At 73.6% G+C, this 17884-nt stretch carries 14 protein-coding genes; 5 read left to right on the top strand and 9 right to left on the bottom strand.

Going from position 1 to position 17884, the window contains the following annotated elements:
* Positions 1–80 precede the first annotated feature (80 nt).
* On the bottom strand, positions 81–2906 hold the full coding sequence (locus D7147_RS06730; protein WP_233562978.1) for a M36 family metallopeptidase: 2826 nt from the start codon (positions 2904–2906) through the stop codon (positions 81–83).
* A 410-nt stretch (positions 2907–3316) separates the two neighbouring features.
* On the opposite strand from D7147_RS06730, the gene D7147_RS32940 reads away from it, so the two are divergent.
* Both D7147_RS32940 and D7147_RS06720 read left to right on the top strand, forming a co-directional pair.
* Positions 3317–3766, top strand: a complete 450-nt coding sequence (locus D7147_RS32940) for a helix-hairpin-helix domain-containing protein (RefSeq protein ID WP_407663313.1) — start codon at positions 3317–3319, stop codon at positions 3764–3766.
* On the top strand, positions 3763–4806 hold the full coding sequence (locus D7147_RS06720) for an OmpA family protein (protein WP_120674688.1): 1044 nt from the start codon (positions 3763–3765) through the stop codon (positions 4804–4806). Before D7147_RS32940 ends, D7147_RS06720 begins: the two co-directional genes overlap by 4 nt.
* A 238-nt stretch (positions 4807–5044) precedes the next feature.
* Here D7147_RS06720 and D7147_RS06710 read toward each other — a convergent pair whose 3' ends face one another.
* The gene (locus D7147_RS06710) at positions 5045–6058 is read right to left on the bottom strand and encodes a hypothetical protein (protein WP_120674686.1); all 1014 of its coding nucleotides are present in this window, start codon (positions 6056–6058) and stop codon (positions 5045–5047) included.
* Positions 6055–6423 (bottom strand): GntR family transcriptional regulator, encoded by a 369-nt coding sequence (locus tag D7147_RS06705; RefSeq protein WP_120674684.1) that lies wholly within the window; start codon positions 6421–6423, stop codon positions 6055–6057. The genes D7147_RS06710 and D7147_RS06705 overlap by 4 nt, the downstream gene beginning before the upstream one ends.
* A 176-nt stretch (positions 6424–6599) precedes the next feature.
* Here D7147_RS06705 and D7147_RS06700 point away from each other — a divergent pair, with 176 nt between their 5' ends.
* Together D7147_RS06700 and D7147_RS06695 are read left to right on the top strand one after the other, a co-directional pair.
* Entirely contained in the window at positions 6600–8516 is a 1917-nt protein-coding gene (locus D7147_RS06700) for a glycerophosphodiester phosphodiesterase family protein (protein WP_120674682.1), read from the top strand.
* Between the two features lie 180 nt (positions 8517–8696).
* Positions 8697–9245, top strand: coding sequence for a DUF5872 domain-containing protein (locus D7147_RS06695; protein ID WP_120674681.1), 549 nt, complete (start codon positions 8697–8699; stop codon positions 9243–9245).
* A gap of 144 nt (positions 9246–9389) precedes the next feature.
* Here the strand turns inward: D7147_RS06695 and D7147_RS06690 are convergent, their stop codons facing one another.
* Both D7147_RS06690 and D7147_RS06685 read right to left on the bottom strand, forming a co-directional pair.
* Positions 9390–10139, bottom strand: a complete 750-nt coding sequence (locus tag D7147_RS06690) for a zf-HC2 domain-containing protein (RefSeq protein ID WP_120674679.1) — start codon at positions 10137–10139, stop codon at positions 9390–9392.
* Positions 10140–10217: 78 nt separating this feature from the next.
* Positions 10218–10787 carry a sigma-70 family RNA polymerase sigma factor gene (locus tag D7147_RS06685; protein ID WP_120675282.1) on the bottom strand — a complete coding sequence of 190 codons (570 nt, stop codon included), beginning with the start codon at positions 10785–10787 and terminating at the stop codon, positions 10218–10220.
* Positions 10788–11002: 215 nt separating this feature from the next.
* Between D7147_RS06685 and D7147_RS06680 the strand changes: the two genes are divergently transcribed.
* Positions 11003–13144: a copper resistance CopC family protein gene (locus D7147_RS06680; protein WP_233562977.1), complete on the top strand. Its 2142-nt coding sequence runs from the start codon at positions 11003–11005 to the stop codon at positions 13142–13144.
* A 9-nt stretch (positions 13145–13153) separates the two neighbouring features.
* Here the strand turns inward: D7147_RS06680 and D7147_RS06675 are convergent, their stop codons facing one another.
* The 4 genes from D7147_RS06675 to D7147_RS06660 are packed head-to-tail and all read right to left on the bottom strand — an operon-like array spanning position 13154 to position 17870.
* Positions 13154–13852, bottom strand: a complete 699-nt coding sequence (locus D7147_RS06675) for a copper homeostasis protein CutC (protein ID WP_120674675.1) — start codon at positions 13850–13852, stop codon at positions 13154–13156.
* Complete coding sequence (locus D7147_RS06670) at positions 13849–15981, bottom strand: ABC transporter ATP-binding protein (RefSeq protein WP_120674673.1); 2133 nt, start codon at positions 15979–15981, stop codon at positions 13849–13851. The genes D7147_RS06675 and D7147_RS06670 overlap by 4 nt, the downstream gene beginning before the upstream one ends.
* 12 nt (positions 15982–15993) lie before the next feature.
* Complete coding sequence (locus tag D7147_RS06665) at positions 15994–16914, bottom strand: ABC transporter permease (protein WP_120674671.1); 921 nt, start codon at positions 16912–16914, stop codon at positions 15994–15996.
* Positions 16911–17870, bottom strand: a complete 960-nt coding sequence (locus D7147_RS06660) for an ABC transporter permease (RefSeq protein ID WP_120674669.1) — start codon at positions 17868–17870, stop codon at positions 16911–16913. The genes D7147_RS06665 and D7147_RS06660 overlap by 4 nt, the downstream gene beginning before the upstream one ends.
* Between the last annotated feature and the right edge of the window lie 14 nt (positions 17871–17884).

The following is a 17884-nucleotide window of genomic DNA, read 5'->3' as shown; positions in this document are numbered from 1 at the left end:
CCGCCGGTCCGTCGCCGCCGGAACGGTCGGCGGGAGCGCCCCCACCTGGGGACGCTCCCGCCGATCTCGAACGCGCCGGGTCAGTCCCGGAACTTGAAGTACGCGCGGTGCTGGAAGCCGTTGTCGAGGGTCAGCACGAACTCACGGCAGCTGCCGGCCCACGCCTGGTCGGTCTTCCACGGGTAGTTGTACCGGCCCTTGCCGTCGACCGTCATCCGCGACCCGCCCGGGTTGCGGGCGGCGACCGGAAGGGGTCGCGGGGTGATCGCGCCGTCCGGCCCGACGGTCTGCAGGGTGTCGCAGTCGACGAGCCGTGAGTAGGGCGAGCCGCTCGCCAGGATGTCCAGGCCGCGCTTGCGGGGCAGCTGGAACTTCATCGGTACGGCGCTGCCGGCGGTCACGGTGTTCAGGGCCGGTTGCGCGGCCCGACCGATGAAGTCGGCCCGGCAGGACGGGTGGGTGTCGAACGCCTCGGAGTTGTCGTTGCGTCCGGTGGTGCCCTGTACGGCGCTGTAGCCGAGGCCGCGTCGGGCGAAGGACGCCCAGAGGGTGCAGGCGTTCTCCCCACCGGTGAGCACGGCGTCGGCGGCGATGATGGCGTTGCGGCCGGTCACGAAGCCGGGGCCGCAGCCCTGCAACTTCAGGCCGTCGACGACCAGCTGGAGGGCGAGGTTGTTGCCGCCGGTGCGCCACGACTCGTAGACGTTCGGGTTGAACCCGTGCCGGTCGACGAGATCCCAGGTCATGTCGTACAGCACGGCCGCCCAGCCGTGCCCGATGCCGTGCGGCGCGGCCAGCGAGGTGCCGTCCAGCCAACCGCCGGTCTTGATGCTGTCGTAGGTGAACGGCTGGATCTCCATGTTCCGCGAGTAGGGCCGCGGCCGGATGCCGGGGCCGACCCGGCTCTCCTGGAACAGGGCGTACTGGCCGTAGCCGCGGGCCTGCTCCGGGTCGTCGATGGCGGGGTTGAGCAGCGAGGCGATGGCGAGGAAGTCGCTCCAGCCCTCCCCCATCTGCTCCTCACCGGTCAGGCAGTTGATCGTCGGGCCGCCGGTCAGCCGGTTGGAGACGCCATGGCCGTACTCGTGGAAGATCGTCTCCGAGCGGAACGAGGCGTCCCGCATGGCGGGGCGGTCCAGGTTGCGCTGCACCCGGCCGGTGGCCGGCAGGCCGGCCTTGATGGCGGCCCCGTCGGCCTGGCTCACCATGACGGCGGGGATGCCGACCTCCGGGTCCATGGAGCCGTTCATGACGGCCGGTGCGCCGGCGACGTTGTTGACGACCACCACCGCGACCGCGCCCGCCGCCTCGGCGTTGACGACCTGGGCGTGGTAGTTGCAGGCGCTGCCCCGATCCAGCACGGCGATCGCGCCGGCGGGCAGGGTGTATGGCGTGCAGCCGTCACCGACCGCGTCGACGCCGTCGTCCACCTGCACCACCTGGCCGGCGAAGCCGGCGCTGGTGGGCGCGGGGGTGAACCGCGCGTACTCCGCCTCGTAGGTGCCGGCGGCGGGGCCCGCGTCGATCGTCACCGTGTTCGGCAGGCCGAACTGGTTGCCGGGCCAGAGGAACATCTGCATCCGCGGCCGGCCACCGTCCATGGCCGGGGTGGAGAAGTTGGCGTTGTTCTGGCCGGAGCCGTCGTGCGCCTCGCACTGCACGTCGTCGCCGCCGTTGCCGCCCCGCCCGTAGTTGTTGACCTGGAAGTTGCCGGACGCCTCGTCGAAGCCGTACCGGTAGGTCAGGTCGTGCACGACGTTGCACCAGTAGAACTGGTTCACCACGGCGGCGTCGTTGTACGTCTGCGGGTGCTCGTTCAGGTCGGCGGGGAAGTTGAAGGTGAGGCCGGCGCCGCCTTCGGCGGGGCTGCCCGGGTCGACCTGGTTGTTGGCGTCCTGATCGGTGTAGGCGTGCGCGTTGTTGCCCCGGGTGGTGGTGTGCTCGGCGCCCGGCGCGCCGTCGGTGTCGTGCCACCCGTACGGCGAGGCGGTCCCGTCGGCCGGGTTTCGCACGAGGCTCTGCGGGCCGTCGTTCGGATCCCCCTTGGGGAACTCGAAGACGCGGTAGCTGGATCCGTCGCGGACCGGGTTCGGCGGGGTGATCCGCCGGGTGTGGCCGTTCGTCGTGGCGATCGCCGGGGTCGGCGCCTCCCGGCGGCCCAGGGTGGCGGCGAGCTCGACGGGGGCGTCCTGGTGCGTCCAGTCGTCGGCGCCCAGCAGATCGCCGGTGGCGGCGTCGACTGTGGCGTTCCAGAGATGGACGTCGGTGGAGTCGTCGATCACCAGCTGCCAGGCGAGCCGGAGCCCCTTCTCGGTGGGCTGCCAGCCGAGCCGCGCCGGGATGGGCTGTTCGGAGATGCCGCTGCCGGAGACGACGGTGCGCTGTGCCGGGTCGGCGCTGCGGCTCATCACTCGTGGGGTGGCCGGTTCGGCCAGGTCGAGGGCGTCGGCGGCGGCCCGGACCGCCTCGACGGCGTCGAGGGGCGCGGCCGCGGGGGCCGGCTCGGTGAGCCCGGTGACCAGGGTGTCGCCGACGAAGACGACGCTGCCGTCGCGTGCGACGTTGACGGTCGCGGTGGCGCCGAAGATCTCCCGGCCCTGGTGACGCTGGGTCAGGTTGACGTGGGTCACGCCGTTGTGCCGGCTGGTGTAGCTGGACGCCACAGCGAGGTCGGTGAGGTCGGCGGCGAGTACGCCGTACTCGGCTGGGTGCGCCCGCAGGTACCGGAGGGCGATCTCGTTCGGCGCGCCCTCGTTCGGCCCGGTGAGGAAGGCCGGTGCGGCCGGGCCGGCCCCCTCCGGCTCGGCCCACGCGGGTCGGGCGACCAGTGGGGTCAGGGACGCGACTAGCGCCGTGGAGAGTAGCAACGCCGCATGGCGTCGCCCACGGGAGAGTTGTCGGGGCACCGATGCTCCCTTCGGGAGTTGGGGCCGGGTGGCCGTCGCACGAGGGCCGCAGCCCCGCGCCGCCAGCTCCCGCGGCGCCGAACCGGCGGTCACGTGCGGCGACCGTGCCGGCACGAAACGCATCGACGCTACGGTGCCGCCCCGCGCCGTTCATCCGACGAGTGGCGAAACATTCACACTCATCACTCCTACGGCTGTCGCGGCCGGAATCGCCCGGCCGCTCGCCGCCTCGCCGCTTCCGGCTGCCGCCCGCCGTCAACCGTCCACATAGGATGTCGCGCAGTCCGCGCTCGGGACGGCCCCTGGCGGCCACGTCCATGCCGGTCGCCATCCTTCACCTCGAACGAGGCGTCCGATGCCGTCCGAGCTGCGGCATCCCATCCCCGTACGCTTCTTCTCGGAGGCCTCGCATGGCCTGGTTCATCAACCAGTCACTCCTGATCATCCTGGCAGCCTTCCTGCTGGGGCTGCTCGTCGGTTGGCTCGCCTGGGGCAGCCGGAGGCCGGCGCCGCCCGCGACCGACACCGCCGCGGCCACGCCCCTGCCCATCGAGCCCGTCCGCACCGGTCCCGACGACCTGGAGCGGATCGAGGGCATCGGTCCGAAAATGGCGGCCGCCCTGCGCGCCGCCGGCATCCACACCTTCGGTCAGCTCGCCGAGGCCGACGACGACACCCGGCGCACGGCCATCGAGGCGGCCGGGCTCACCTTCGCACCCAGTCTCGTGACCTGGGGCCGCCAGGCCCGGCTGCTCGCCGACGGCGACGAAGCGGGATTCCGCGAACTCACCGAGCGGCTGGTGGCGGGCCGGGACGTCGAGACGGCGGCGCAGGCGCAGCCGGTGGGGCGGGCCCGATGACGAAGACTCCTGCTCCGAGGCGAGAGCGCCGGTTCAGCCCGCTGGTCGCGCTGATCGTGGCGATACTCGGTCTGGCCGTACTCGGCACGGCCCAGCAGCTGCCGAACCGGCACCGGATGGAGGCCGACCTGGCCCAGCGTTCCACTGTGGCGCTGCACGCGGCCGGCCTCTCCGACGTACGGGTCACCTTCACCGGACGTGACGGGAAGTTGAGGGCGGGCTCGGCCGCCGAGGCCGACCGGGCCCGCGGAGTCGTCCGCGCCCTGGCGGGCGTACGGGCCGTCGAGTCCGAGATCCCCGCGGCGCCGCTCCGCGTACCGCCCACCGTCTCGGTGGCCCTGGGTCACGGCGGCGCGTCCCTCCGTGGCACCGTGCCCACCGCGGAGTCCCGGACCGCGCTGGTCGACGCGGCGGTGGCCGCCTACGGCGCCGGGGCCGTCGACGACGACCTCACGGTCGACCCGGAGGTGGGCGACGGGGCGCTCGCCGGCCTTCCGGAGGTGCTCCGCGCGTTCGGCGGCGACGGTCCCGACGCCCGGGTGGAGCTGCACCGCGGAACGCTCACCCTGACCGGAACCGCCCCCTCCGAGCTGTACCGGGAAGCGGTGCTCAGCGCCGCCCGGCGGACCGGGGCGGTGGTCGACGACCGGATCGAGGTCCCGGACGTACGACGGCGGTTGGGTGAGCTGCCCCGGCTCACGTTCGACAGCGGCGGCGACTCGCTCACCTCGGCCTCCCGAAGGAGCCTGGTCACGGTGGCCCGGATCCTGAAGGCCAATCCGAGCGCGCGGATCCGGATCGAGGGCCACACCGACTCCACCGGCTCGGCCGAGTCGAACCTCGTCCTCAGCCGTGCCCGCGCTCAGGCGGTGCACGACTTCCTGGCCGGGCACGGCGTGGCCGGCGACCGGCTGAGCGCCGAAGGGTACGGCGAGACCCGTCCCGAGGTCGCCGAGACCAGCGCGGGCGGGCTGGCGCAGAACCGGCGGGTCGAACTGGTCGTCACCGCGACGCCCCCACCGACCGACGACGGCACCTGAGGCCGGCTGCGCGAGCCGACCGCCCGGCGGGGCGGTCGGTTCGCGCGATCGTTGGCGCGATCGGCGGCGCGGTCGGTGAGCGCGGTCGGCGGCGCGGTCGGTGAGCGCGGTCGGCGGCGCGGTCGGCGGCGCGGTCGGCGGCGCGGTCGGCGGCGCGGTCGGCGGCGCGGTCGGCGGCGCGGTCGGCGGCGCGGTCGGCCGTCGGGAGCCCGGCAGCGGGCTCCCGACGGCGGGTGGCTCAACCGGCGGCGACGCGGGCGCGCAGGGTGTTCACGGCCTCGACCGCCGTGGCGACGTCCCGGCAGGTGACGAGCCGTCGGGTGCCGTCGGTCAGCCGGAGGGCCAGCACCCGGCCGGGGAGCAGCGGCAGCGTGGGGTCGGTCGCGCCGCGCAACATGCCGCGGACGAGCCAGGTCGACGCGTCCAGTCGGGCCTCCTCCGCGGAGGCGATGGCGGTGAGCGGCAGGCGCCATCGGTACAGGCCGAAGGCGAGGCGGACCTCGCGCGCGTCGATGGCGAGCCGGTAGCGGGTGAACGGAAGCAGGATGGGCGCGGTGACGGTCGGTGCCAGCCCTGCCCAGCCGGAGACGCCCACGAAGGGCACCAGCAGGGCGGCGAGCAGTGGTCCGGTGATCGCGAGCGCTGCCGCCGCCCACACCACCGGCCGCAGCGAGCGCGACTCCCACCAGAGCAGCCGCTCACCGTCGCCCGCCGGGGCGGGCCGGTCGGTCGCCACCGTCGCGGCGACGCCGGTCGGCTGGCGTGGATCGGGGCGCTGCGCCGGTGCCCGGCCGGCCAGCAGCAGCGCCACGAGACCGGACACGACGGCCACCCCGGCCGGCGTCGCCATCGTCGCGGCGAAGTAGGCCCAGGAGATCCGCACGTCGGCGGCGGTGGCCGCGTCGAGCGCGGCGTTCAGCACCATCAGCAGGATCGTCAGCACCGCGCCGGCGACGGCGGCGACCGCGACCTGGATGCCCGCGCGCAGCCAGTGCCGGGGCGTACGGGGCAGCCAACCGGCCGCGAGGAACGCGACGAGCCCGGCGATCCAGGCGGCGAGGGCCACTCCGATCAGGAGCGCGGCCAGGGTGTCGACCGGGATCGTCGTCTCCACCGGTCGGTCGCCGACGCCGCCCTGGTTGGGCAGCCGGTCCGGCAGGCGTCCCCGCCACGCGAGCGTCGTCGCCGTGGCACCCGCGAGCAACGCGCCCGGCAGGAGCCCGATCCCGGCGATCCACCGTGCTCTCCTCATCCGCCCATCTCCTTCGCGTAATGCTTACGTACCATCCCGACGAGCTCCTCCAGGCCGACGCCGGCGCGGCTCGCATCGGCGACCAGACGCCGCACCCACTCGATCACCTGCGCCTGCTCCCGGGGCACCGCCCCGGTCACCACGGCGCCACGGCCGCGCCGCAGCTCGATCAGCCCGTCGTCGCGCAGCGCCGCGTACGCCCGGAGCACCGTGTGCATGTTGACGTTCAAGGTGTCGGCGAGTTCCCGGGCGGCCGGCAGCCGGTCGCCGCGCCGCACCGCGCCGTCGGCCAACGCTCGGCGCACGCTGGCCGCTATCTGTTCGGCGAGCGGCATCCCGCTCTCCGGCACCACACTGAACAACATGTTCGCATACTACTAGAACAAGTGAAGCATGCGGCGGGCGATTCGTAGTCGGCCGTCCAGAGTGGCCGTCGCTCGACCGCCCCCATGAACGACGGCCGGGCACGTACATCTGACGTTCCGGCGACGGCCACGCTCAATTGAGGACGCATTCGGGGCCGCTTCGTACCGTCCCGGCCATGACTGTCCCTTCCGCATCATCGCCGTCCGGCCGCGCCACCACGGGGTCCGTGCTGACGCGTACCCGGGCCGTCGCCGCCGCCGCGGCGCTCACCGTCGCCGGCGGCGCCGCCGCGGTGGCCATCACGACCTCGTCCCCCGCCGCCGCCGAACCGGGCGACGTCGTCGTCTCGGAGAACTTCTCCTCCGGCGCGCTGCCCGCCGGATGGAACGCGGTCGACGGCGCCTGGAAGGTCGAGAACGGCCGGCTCTACGGGACCTCCGCCAGCGCGAGCGCCAACAACAAGATCACCTTTGGTCGGCACCTGAACGACTTCCGGTTCGAGGCGACCATGCGCTTCGAGTCGGTCTCCGCCGCCACCCGCTGGGCCTCGCTCGGCATCGACGTCCCGGCCGACGGCGCCACTCCGTGGTGGATCGCCACCATGCGCAGCGGCACCACGGCCGCCAACGGTCTCGAGTTCGCCCAGCGGACCACGGCCAACGCCTGGGTGGTGACGAACACCGCCTCCGCACCGTACGCCGCCGGCACCGGCCGGGACGTGCGGGTCGCCGTCGAGGTGCACGGCAGCCAGGCCCGCTGGATCTTCGACGGGCGGGAGATGATGCGCACCAGCAGCCTCCAACGGTCCACCGACGGCGTCCAGGCGCTCTTCGTCAACGGCGGAACCGTCTCCTACGACGACGTCGTCGTCACCGAGCTGCCGCCGAACGGCTACATCCGCCCCGAGGGCAGCCCGTTCACGGTGATCGCACACCGCGGCGCCTCCGCCGCCGCGCCGGAGAACACCCTGGTCGCGCAGGAGATCGCCCGCAGGGGCGGCGCCGACTGGATCGAGAACGACGTCCAGCCCAGCAAGGACGGCGTTCCGTTCATCCTGCACGACGACACCGTCGACCGGACCACCGACGGAACCGGGAAGATCCGCAGCCTGACCGCCGCGCAGATCAAGGCCCTGGACGCCGGTTCCTGGTTCGCTCCGCAGTACGTCGGCGAGCGGGTGCCGACCCTGGCCGAGCAGCTCGCCGACCTGCGTACCCGGGGCGGCAACCTGCTGCTGGAGATCAAGGGCAAGCACACGAAGGACGAGGTCGCCACGATCATCCAGGTGATCCGCGACGAGCAGATGATGGGTCGGGTCTTCGTCCAGAGCTTCGAGGTCGACGCGCTCAGGTACACCTACGAACTCGCCCCCGAGCTGCCGCTCGGTCTGCTCCGCAGCAGCCTCGACGCCGATCCGGTGGCGATCTCCAAGGAGCTGCACCTGACCGCGTACAACCCGGACGGCAACGCGCTGCTGGCCAAGCCGGAGGTGATCGCACCGCTGCACGACGCCGGAGTCGCGGTGATGGCCTGGACGATGGACTCCGCCGGCCTCTGGCAGCGGCTCGAGCGGATCGGCACCGACGCGATCATCACCAACCGCGCGGCCGAGCTGGTCGGCTGGAACTCGGCGTTCACGCAGCGCGCCTCCGCCGAGCCCACCGTGGAGATCGCCTCGCCGGCCGACGGCGCCCGGCTCGACCGCGCCCAGTCCCCGGTGATCGCGGTCGCCGCGACCAACGCGGAGACCGTCACCGTCACCCTCGACGGCAAGAAGTCGGCCGCCGGGCGCAAGCTCGACCTGGCCAAGCTGACGGCGGGCCGGCACACGGTTACCGCCGAGGTGACCGGTCCGGAGGGCACCGCGACCGCGACCAGCACCTTCACCGTGACGGTCAGCCAGGCCGGGCTCGGTTACCTGATCCTCACCTCGGGGGCCGACCCGTCCGCCGTCGACACGATGGCCGTCAAGCTGGCACACGGCCAGTACGCCCAGCTGGCCAGCTGGGTCGACCGGCAGGCCGGCAGGACCGTGCCCGCCGAGGTCGCCAGCGTCATCGCCGCCGACGCCCGGACCCTCGCCCTGCGCTAGTCCCCGCACTGTGGAGCCCCCGCCGTCCGGGCCGACGGCGGGGGCTCCTCGTCACCTCCCCCGGCTGACCCCGGGAGCGGCCGGCCCTGGCGACCGCCGCCCCGCACCGGGCACGGCGAGCCCCTCCGTCGACGATTCGCGGCCACGCATAGGCCGCTCGGGCCCGGGTAGCCCTTCGCCATGCGGTACACGGATCCGGAGCTGCGACAGAAGCTCAAGGACGAGATCCAGGCCTCCGACAAGGGCGGGCGGCCGGGACAGTGGTCGGCGCGTAAGTCGCAGCTGCTGACGAAGGAGTACCAGAAGCGCGGCGGGGGTTACCAGGGTCCGCGGGACGAGCGGCAACGGAACCTGCGGCGCTGGGGTAACGAGCAGTGGCAGACCAGGCAGGGCGGCACGCGGGCGCGCAAGGACGGCGAGACCAGCCGTTACCTGCCCAAACGGGCCTGGGAGAAGCTCTCCCCCGAGGAACGTCGCGCGACCGACGTCAAGAAGCGGAAGGCGTCGCGCTCCGGCAGGCAGTTCGTACCGAACACCGGACCGGCCAAACGGGCGCGTAGCGCCGCCACCTCCGTCGACCGGCTGCTGGACCTGCGCGTGGCCGAGGCGGTCAAGCAGGTCCCCCACCTCGAGACGGGCCAGCTCAGGACGGCGCTGCGACGCGAGCGCGGCGGCAAGGGCCGCAAGACGCTCGTCCGGCGGCTGGAATCGGAGCTCGACCGGCGCTGACCGCCCCCGCCGGCCCGGGCACCCGGCCTCGGCCGGCGACCTGGCGGCCGAGCTCGGGAAGCGCCGCAGGGCCGGCGACCCGGACAGCCGACCTCGGGAAGCGCCGCACGGCCGGCGACCCGGACAGCCGCCCCCGGGCGTCGGTCAGGCGGCGGTACGGTCCCGATGGTGCGCCGAGCCGGGGTGCGGTGGCAGCAGTCGCAGGGTCGGCGGGGCCGCCTCCTCCTCCACCGGAAGCCGCCACTGGGTCTCGTCGCCGCGACCCCGGGTGGCGGGGCCGTCCGGGTGCAGTCGTGGCCGGGAGAGCGCGATGACCATCGCGTACCCCGCGAGCAGGAATCCGTGGCTGACCAGCCGGGTGACCTCCACCCGACCGGTCACCATGTCGTTGGCCGAGAGCAGCACCAGGGTGCCGACGAACGCGCTCAGCATCGGCACCAGACCGGTCGGCGGGGTGCGCCGGGCCGCCACGAAGAGGAACCCGGCGCCGACGGCGACGTTCCACGCCGCGGACTCGTGCCAGAGGTGGCCGGCCGCCAGCGCCCCGGCGGGATGGGTGTGCCCGTCGGCGGCTCCGCGCGCGATCTGCACCAGCCCCAGGACGAGCTGCATGGCGCCGACCAGGCCCAGCGCGCTGCGGAGCGTGAGCAGCAACCGGTTGCGCCGAGGGCGCTTCTCGGGCGCGGGCAGCGCCGCCAGGACCACGTCGGTGAGATCGCGTCCGGCCGTCGGCACCGACAGGCGGGCCCGGCGGGTCACCGCGGCTGCCCGGTCGAACCACGTCCGGCAGTCGTCACACCCGGCGAGATGAGCCTCGGCGGCCGTCCGCTCGGCGGAGGTCTCTTCGCCGTCGAGCTGCGCCGACAGGACCTCGCGCCACTGCTCACACCTCATGTACCGATAGTCGTGGCAGCGGCGGCGTTGGTTCCCGCGAATTTCGCCCCGACGCAGGTCACAGCGGCTTCGCGGGCGTCAGCCAACCTCGTGACCGCCACGACGCGCCCCCGATCCCGGCCGAGCGTCCATGGCGACGAGGAGATCCTCCCGAGCGCGGGCCACCCGGGAGCGGATCGTGCCCACCGGGCAGTCGCACACCTCGGCGGCCTCGGCGTAGGAGAGGCCCAGCACCTGGGTGGCGACGAACGCCTCGCGCCGCTCGGCCGGCAACTCCGCGATCAGCCGCTCCAGGATCACCTGCCGGTCGAACCCGCTGCGGTGGAGGTCCGCGGTGTCGTACCCGTCCGGCACGGGCACCGTGCGGGGACGGGCGACGGTGGCGCGGACGTGGTCGACGGCCACCCGGCGGGCGATGGTGAAGAGCCAGGTCCGGGCGGAGGAGCGGCCGGCGAACGACGGGAGGGACCGCACCGCCCGCAGGAACGTCTCCTGCGCCAGATCGTCCGCCTCCGAGGGGGCGGTCAGGGCGGCGAGGAAGCGCCGGACCTGCGGCTGGGTCGCCTGGACGAACCGCGCGGCGGCGGCCCGGTCACCCTTGGCGGCGGCGAGCGCCCAGCCGGTGATCTCCGCCTCGTCGTCCGCCATCTCCACCTCCGGTCACGCCGCCGGTTCCCCGGGGGCAGTTACGACGTGCTGTAGTAGCTCGGGGCAGCGTATCCCATCCGGTGCCGCGCCGTACAAGGTAGGAAGTTTCGTACCGTCCGACTCGATGTTGGAGTCGGTCGGGGCAGAACTTTTGCCATACGTATAAAAAGTTATCGAAGTCTTGATTGAAGCTCGACGGTCGTGAGAATGCGATGATGCCTCTCCCCCCGGCTCTCCGGCGCATCGTCTCGGGCCTGCTCGCGCTCGTCCTCGCGGCGGCGATCGCGGTCCTCGCGTCCGCCCCGCCCGCCGCTGCCCACGGCACCCTGGCGACCGCGACACCGGCGGACGGCTCGGCGGTCAGCCGACCGCCGGCGGAGGTCCGGCTCTACTTCACCGAGCGGGTCGCCGCCAACGCCTACTTCACCATCACCGCGCCGGGCGGTGGCCGGGTCGACGACGGCTGGACGAACGGCGAACCGAAGCCACTGGAGCAGCCGGTACGGGAGTACTTCCTGGTAGACGGGAAGTTCGAGCCGCGCGAGTACTCGACCGGGTTTCCGGCGGTGGTCCGGATCGCCCACCTGCCGCGGCCTGGGCAGTACTCGATCAGCTACCTGACGGTGGCCTCCGACGGCGACACCGTCCGGGGCGCGACGACCTTCCGCTACACCGGAGCGACGACGGCGGCCCCGCGGGGCTGGCAGCCCCCCACCGACCAGCCCGACCCGGCGCTGATCGCGGCCACCGAACAACACGGCAACCCGGGGACCGGCTCGGCGACGCCGCAGAGCCCCTCGGCCGCGCCGGCCGTCGCGTCGTCCCCGCCCCCGGCGGCCGCCGCGGCCGACCGCGCCGACGACGAGGGCGGCCTCGGTTGGATGGCGTGGACCGGCTCGGCGGTGGCGGCGGTGGCGCTGATCCTCCTCGCCGTGTGGCGGCACCGCACCGCGGGTCGGGCCCGCGCCGCGGGGGCCGCCGCCCGGCGGGGCACCGGCGCCCGGGCCCGAGCAGGCAGCAGCGCCCGGGCCCAAGCAGGCGGCGGCGCCGGACGTCGCACCGGCACCGGTGCCAAGGTCACCAAGCCGGCCTCCGGCAACCGGGGGCGGCCCGCTGCCGTCCCCGCGGCACGCAGGGGCGGCACGACCGTCACCGCCACCACCGGGTCCGCGGTGCCGAGGCAGCGCAAGGCCGGCGCCACGACGGAGAGCTACCCGCGAACCGCCACCGGGTCCGCCGTGCCGAGGCAGCGCGGGGCCGGCGCCACGACGGAGAGCGGCCCGCGAACCGCCACCGGATCCGTGGTGCCGAGGCAGCAGGGGGCCGGCCCGGCGACGGACGACGACCCGCGACCCGCAACCGGTCCCGGCGGCTCGCCCGAAGGTGCGGCGGCCGCCGCGACGCTCCGGCCCCGACTGAGCAACGCGCGTCTCGCGCTGCTCGTCGGCGGCCTGGTGGTGGCGCTCGTCGCCGGGTTCGGGCTGGGACGCGTCGGCGCGGGCGACCCCCGGACCGGCGCCGACGCGCGGGCGGGCACCAGCCCGGCCGGCGCGCCCGTCGTCGCGGGGCAGGCGATGTCGGCGATGGACGGACACCAGCACCCGGCGGGTACCGGCCCGCACAGCCATCCCGGCGACGGCGGCGCCGGCCAGACCCAGGTGTCCGGCACGACGGTCAGCGCCGGCGGGTACCGCCTCCAGCCGGAACAGCGGTCCCAGCCGGCGGGCGTCGCCGCCGAGTACCGCTTCCAGATCATCGGCGCCGACCGGCGGGCCGCCACCCGCTTCGCGGTCGTGCACGAGAAGACGTTGCACCTGATCGTGGTCGGTCGGGACCTGACCGGATACCAGCACCTGCATCCCACGATGGCGGCCGACGGCACCTGGAGCATCCCGCTGACGCTGCCCCGGGCCGGCGGCTACCGCGTCTACGCCGACTTCTCGGTCACCACCGCCGCCGGCACCCAACTGCCGCTCGTCCTCGGCGTCGACCACCAGGTGCCGGGCGCGCACACCCCGACCGCGCTGCCGCCGCCCCAGCCGCAGGCGACCGCCGGGCCGTTCACGGTGTCGATGGACGGGACGCCCACGGTGGGGATGATGTCCCCCACCTCGTTCCGGATCACCCGCGCCGGTACGCCCGCCCCGGTCGAGCGCTACCTGGGCGCGTACGGGCACCTGGTCGTCGTCCGCGAGGGCGACCTCGGCTACGTGCACGTCCATCCGGAGCCGGAACTCGTCGACGGGGCGGTCAAGTTCTGGCTGACGCCGCCGAGCCCGGGGCGCTACCGGGCGTTCCTCGACTTCCAGGTCGACGGGGCGGTGCACACGGCGCAGTACACGATCGACGTGGGCTGAGCGCCCCGGTCAGCCCGTACGTACGGCGGCGACGACCCGGCGGACCTCGTCGCCGTCGGTGGCCTCCCGCCCGTCGCGCGGCACCGGCGCCCGCAGGTGCACCTCCCGCGCCCCGGTCTCCGCGAGCACCTGCCGGACGTTGTGCGACCGGATGCCGCCGCCGGCGATCACCCGCAACCGGTCGCCGGCGCGCTGCCGCAGTTCGGTGATCCGGGCGGCACCGGCCAGCGCGCTGGGCGCCGCGCCGGAGGTGAGCACGGCGTCCGCCCCGAGGTCGATGATCTCCTCGATCGCCCGCAGCTGGTCGTCGACCTCGTCGAAGGCCTTGTGCACGGTCACCGGGAGCGGCCCGGCGGCCGCGATCAGCCGACCCAGCACGGGCAGGTCGAGGCGGCCGTCGGCGGCGACCGCGCCGACCACCACCCCGACCGCAAGGTCGTGCGGGTTCGGCAGCCGGCGGATCGCGGCGATGTCGGCGAGCATGACCTGCTCCTCGACCTCGGTCACCCGGAAGTTCCCACCACGGGGGCGGACCATGATCCGTACCCCCGCGCTGCGCAACGTGCGCAGGGCGACCTCGACCGTGCCGAGGCTGGGCGTGGTGCCGCCCTGGCCGAGGTCGGCGCAGAGCTCCAGCCGGTCGGCCCCGGCCGTCTCGGCCACCAGGGCCGTCGGCACGTCGCTGACGCAGATCTCCACAGTGGTCATGCGGCGGTCCCGGTCTGTGCGGAGACCGCATCCGCCTCCGGGCGCAGCGGGAAGTGGCAGGCCACCTGGTGCCGGTCGCCGGCGAGCGGCGGCTCCGTCTCGCAGATCTCCTGGGCCAGCGGACAGCGGGTCCGGAACCGGCACCCGGTGGGCGGGTTCAGCGCGCTGGGCAGCTCGCCCTGGATGGTGACACCGTCCCGGGCCGCCGTGGCGCTCGGGGTGATGGACGGTACCGCGTCGATGAGCGCCTGCGTGTACGGGTGGCGGGCGGCCCGGACCACCTCCCGGGCGGGCCCCACCTCGACGAGCTTGCCGAGGTACATCACGCCGATGCGGTCCGCCATGTAGTCGACGACCGACAGGTCGTGGCTGATGAAGACGTACGCCAGGCCGAGTTCGCGCTGCAGGTCCCGCATGAGGTTGAGGACCTGCGCCTGGATCGACACGTCCAACGCGCTCACCGGCTCGTCGCCGACGATCAGCCGAGGCTGCAGGGCCAGCGACCGGGCCAGCCCGATGCGCTGCAGCTGACCGCCGGAGAACTCGTGCGGGTAGCGCTCCAGGACCCGCCGGGAGAGCCCGACCTGGTCGAGCAGGCTCGTGATCCGCGCCCGCCGCGCCGCCCCGTCGCCCACCTTCTGGATCTCGAGCGGTTCGGCGAGGATGGCGTCGACGCGCATCCGCGGGTTCATCGCGGCGTAGCTGTCCTGGAACATCAGCTGGACCTGGCGGTGCATCCGGCGGCGCTCCCGCCCGGCCAGCCCGGCGAGGTCGGTGCCGTCGAGCAGGATCTGGCCGGCGCTCGGCCGCTCCAGCCCCACGGCCAGCCGACCCACTGTGGACTTCCCGCAGCCGGACTCGCCGACCAGCCCGAAGGTCTCCCCCGGGGCGACCTCGAAGGAGACGTCCGCCACGGCGCTGACCTGGCCCGCGTTCCGGCGCAGCAGGCCCCGGCCGTGCGCGGCGTAGTTCTTCACCAGGTTCTGCACCGACAGGACGGGCGTCGCCGTCGACTCGACGCGTACCGGGGCCGCCGCCTCCACCGGCGCCGGTTCGCGCACCACCGGGGCGGGCAGCGTGACCGGCCCGGTCGGCGTCCCGCTGACCGGGTGCAGGCAGGCGAACTGGTGCTCGCCGCCGGAGAGGGCGACGTCCGTGCTCCGGCACTCGTCGGTGACGTGTCGGCAGCGCGGCGCGAACCGGCAGCCGGTGAGCGGCCGGGACAGGTCCGGCGGCAGGCCGGGGATGCTGTAGAGCCGGGCCTCCTTGCCGGCCTCCCGGACCGCGGTCTCGGGCAGCGCCTCCATCAGCGCCTCGGTGTAGCGGTGCCGAGGCGCTCGGAACAGCTCCGCGGTCGCGGCGGTCTCCACCACCCGTCCGGCGTACATGACGGCGACCCGGTCGGCGCGGCCCGCGATGACACCCAGGTCGTGGGTGACCAGGATGACCGCCATCCCGAACTCTTCCCGCAGGTCGTCGATGAGTTCGAGGATCTGCCGCTGGGTGGTGACGTCGAGCGCGGTGGTCGGCTCGTCGGCGATGAGCAGGCGCGGGGAGCAGACCAGCGCCATCGCGATGGCGACCCGCTGCCGCATTCCGCCGGAGAGCTCGTGCGGGTAGTTGTCGACGATCCGGTCGGGGCGGGGCATTCCCACCCGGCGCAGGATCTCGACGGCCCGCTCGCGGGCCTCCGCCTTACCGACTCCCTCGTGCACCCGCAGCGGTTCGGCGACCTGGTACCCGATCCGCATCGTCGGGTTGAGCGAGGTGAGCGGGTCCTGGAAGACCATGCCCATCCGGACCCCACGGGTCCGGCGTACCTCGTCGGCCGGCAGCGATCGCAGGTCCCGACCCTCGAAGAGGATCTGTCCCCCGGTCACCTGGCCGCCCTGCGGCAGCAAGCCCATGATCGACAGTGCGGTCATCGTCTTGCCGCTGCCCGACTCGCCCACGACGCCGAGGGTCTCCCCCGGCATGACTTCGAGGCTGACCCCGTCGAGGGCGTGCACCGTGCCGCGGCGCAGGGCGATGTCGGTGTCGAGATCGCGCAGCTCCAGCAGGGGCTGGACGGCGGTCCCGTCCCCGGCCGCCTGGTGCTGCCGGACCTTCGGTTCGGTCGATTCGCTCATTTCGTGCTCCTGCTAGCGGCGACGGAGGCGGACCTCGAAGGCGTCCCTCAGCCCGTCGCCGATGAAGTTGAAGGCGAGGACGATGAGGATGATGGCGATTCCCGGCGGGTACAGCAGCCACCAGTGGCCGCTGTAGGTGTCCGCGAGGCCGTCGGAGAGCATCCCGCCCCAGTTCGCCGCCGGCGGCGGGACGCCGAGGCCGAGGAAGGACAGGTACGCGACGTAGAGGATCGCGTCGGCGACCTGGAAGGTCGCGTTGACGATCACCGTTCCGATGGCGTTCGGCACGATGTGCCGGCGCACCGCCCGGCCGCCCGTGCCGCCCATCCCCCGCATGGCCTGGACGTACTCGCGGGAGCGCAGGGTCAACGCCTCACCGCGGACCAGCCGGGCCGGCCCCAGCCAGGCGAAGGCGCCGATGATGACGATGAGCATCGGCACGCTCGGGGTGACGATGGCGGCGAGCAGCATGAAGAGGAAGAGCGACGGGATCGACATCATCGCGTCGACCACCCGCATCATCGCCGTGTCGGCCCACCCGCCGACGAAGCCGGCGACGGCACCCCAGATCGTGCCGACCGCGGTGGCGAGGATCCCGGCCGCGAGCCCGACGATGATCGAGGTCTGACCGCCGAGCATGAGCCGGCCCAGCTGGTCGTAACCGACCCCGTCGGTGCCGAGCGGATGCCCCTGCTCCCCGGGGGCCAGGTGCACGGCGGCGAGGTCGGTGTGCACCTGGTCGGTGTGGTAGAAGAGCGGGCCGAGGAAGCAGAGCCCGGCCAGCAGGATGAACAGGCCCAGACCCACCAGGGCGAGCCGGTTCTCGCAGAAGACGACGAACCCCTGCCGCCAGAGGCCGCGTACCGGCGCCTCGGCGGCGTCGGCCGGATCGGGGGCGGCGCCGGGGCGGCCCGCGTCGGAGAGTGTGGTCATGACGAACTCCCGCGGAGTCGGACCCGGGGATCGACGGCGGCGTAGAGCAGGTCGGCGACGAGGGCGCCGACGACCGTCGCGATCGAGATGATGACGGTGACCCCGAGCAGGATCGGGAAGTCACGCTTCAACGCCGCCTGCCAGAACAGCTGCCCCATGCCGGGGAAGTTGAACAGGGACTCGACGACCAGCGCCCCGCTGAAGAGCGCCGGCAGGTACATGCCGAGCAGGGTGATGACCGGGAAGAGCCCGTTGCGCAGGGTGTGCCGCAGCACGACGCGCCGCTCGGAGAGGCCCTTGCTGCGGGCGGTGCGGACGTAGTTCTCGTTCAGGTTGTCGACCATCGTGGAGCGGACGTACCGCGAGTAGACCGCGATGGTGACGATGGCGAGCGTGATCGTGGGCAGCACCAGCCCCGCCGGGTCGGCGAGCACCTCCCCCACCGTGAAGCCCTGCGGCGCCTCGGGCGGCAGGATCGGCCACACCTGCGAGAAGAGAATGATCATCATGAGGCCCATGAAGAAGATGGGCGTGGCGTACGCCAGCAGCGACAGCGAGGTGATGGTGTAGTCGGGCCAGCGGTTGCGGCGTACGGCCTGGATCACCCCGAGCGGGATCGCCAGCACGATGGCGAGCAGGGTCGACAGCAGCGACAGCACCATGGTCTTCGGCAGCCGCTGGGTGATCGCCTCGACGACCGACTGGTTGAGCTGGTACGAGTAGCCGAGGTCGCCGTGCAGCAGGCGCTGCACGTACATCAGGTACTGCTGGATCCAGGGCCGGTCGTAGCCCATCTCGTGGTTGAACGCCGCCAGCTGATCCAGCGTCGCCTCCTTGCCCAGCGTGGCGCGCGCCGCGCCGCCGGGCAGCAGGTGCAGGATGAGGAACGCGATCACCGTGACGAGCACGACGACGACGAGGGCCTGGCCCAGGCGCGTGATGAGGTACCGGACCACCTGGTCGGTTCCTC

Origin of the sequence: Micromonospora musae (assembly GCF_003626545.1) — a bacterium.
GTDB classification, from domain to species: Bacteria; Actinomycetota; Actinomycetes; order Mycobacteriales; family Micromonosporaceae; genus Micromonospora; species Micromonospora musae.
This window is presented reverse-complemented; position numbering and strand designations above follow the sequence as displayed.

Excerpts from the sequence above, each read along its gene's own strand:
- D7147_RS06720 (WP_120674688.1), top strand. The coding sequence starts at position 3,763 with ATGACGAAGACTCCTGCTCCGAGGCGAGAGCGCCGGTTCAGCCCGCTG.
- D7147_RS06695 (WP_120674681.1), top strand. The coding sequence starts at position 8,697 with ATGCGGTACACGGATCCGGAGCTGCGACAGAAGCTCAAGGACGAGATC.
- D7147_RS06675 (WP_120674675.1), bottom strand. The coding sequence starts at position 13,852 with ATGACCACTGTGGAGATCTGCGTCAGCGACGTGCCGACGGCCCTGGTG.
- D7147_RS06680 (WP_233562977.1), top strand. The coding sequence starts at position 11,003 with ATGCCTCTCCCCCCGGCTCTCCGGCGCATCGTCTCGGGCCTGCTCGCG.
- D7147_RS06700 (WP_120674682.1), top strand. The coding sequence starts at position 6,600 with ATGACTGTCCCTTCCGCATCATCGCCGTCCGGCCGCGCCACCACGGGG.
- D7147_RS06690 (WP_120674679.1), bottom strand. The coding sequence starts at position 10,139 with ATGAGGTGTGAGCAGTGGCGCGAGGTCCTGTCGGCGCAGCTCGACGGC.
- D7147_RS06710 (WP_120674686.1), bottom strand. The coding sequence starts at position 6,058 with ATGAGGAGAGCACGGTGGATCGCCGGGATCGGGCTCCTGCCGGGCGCG.
- D7147_RS06670 (WP_120674673.1), bottom strand. The coding sequence starts at position 15,981 with ATGAGCGAATCGACCGAACCGAAGGTCCGGCAGCACCAGGCGGCCGGG.
- D7147_RS06685 (WP_120675282.1), bottom strand. The coding sequence starts at position 10,787 with ATGGCGGACGACGAGGCGGAGATCACCGGCTGGGCGCTCGCCGCCGCC.
- D7147_RS06665 (WP_120674671.1), bottom strand. The coding sequence starts at position 16,914 with ATGACCACACTCTCCGACGCGGGCCGCCCCGGCGCCGCCCCCGATCCG.
- D7147_RS32940 (WP_407663313.1), top strand. The coding sequence starts at position 3,317 with ATGGCCTGGTTCATCAACCAGTCACTCCTGATCATCCTGGCAGCCTTC.
- D7147_RS06705 (WP_120674684.1), bottom strand. The coding sequence starts at position 6,423 with ATGTTGTTCAGTGTGGTGCCGGAGAGCGGGATGCCGCTCGCCGAACAG.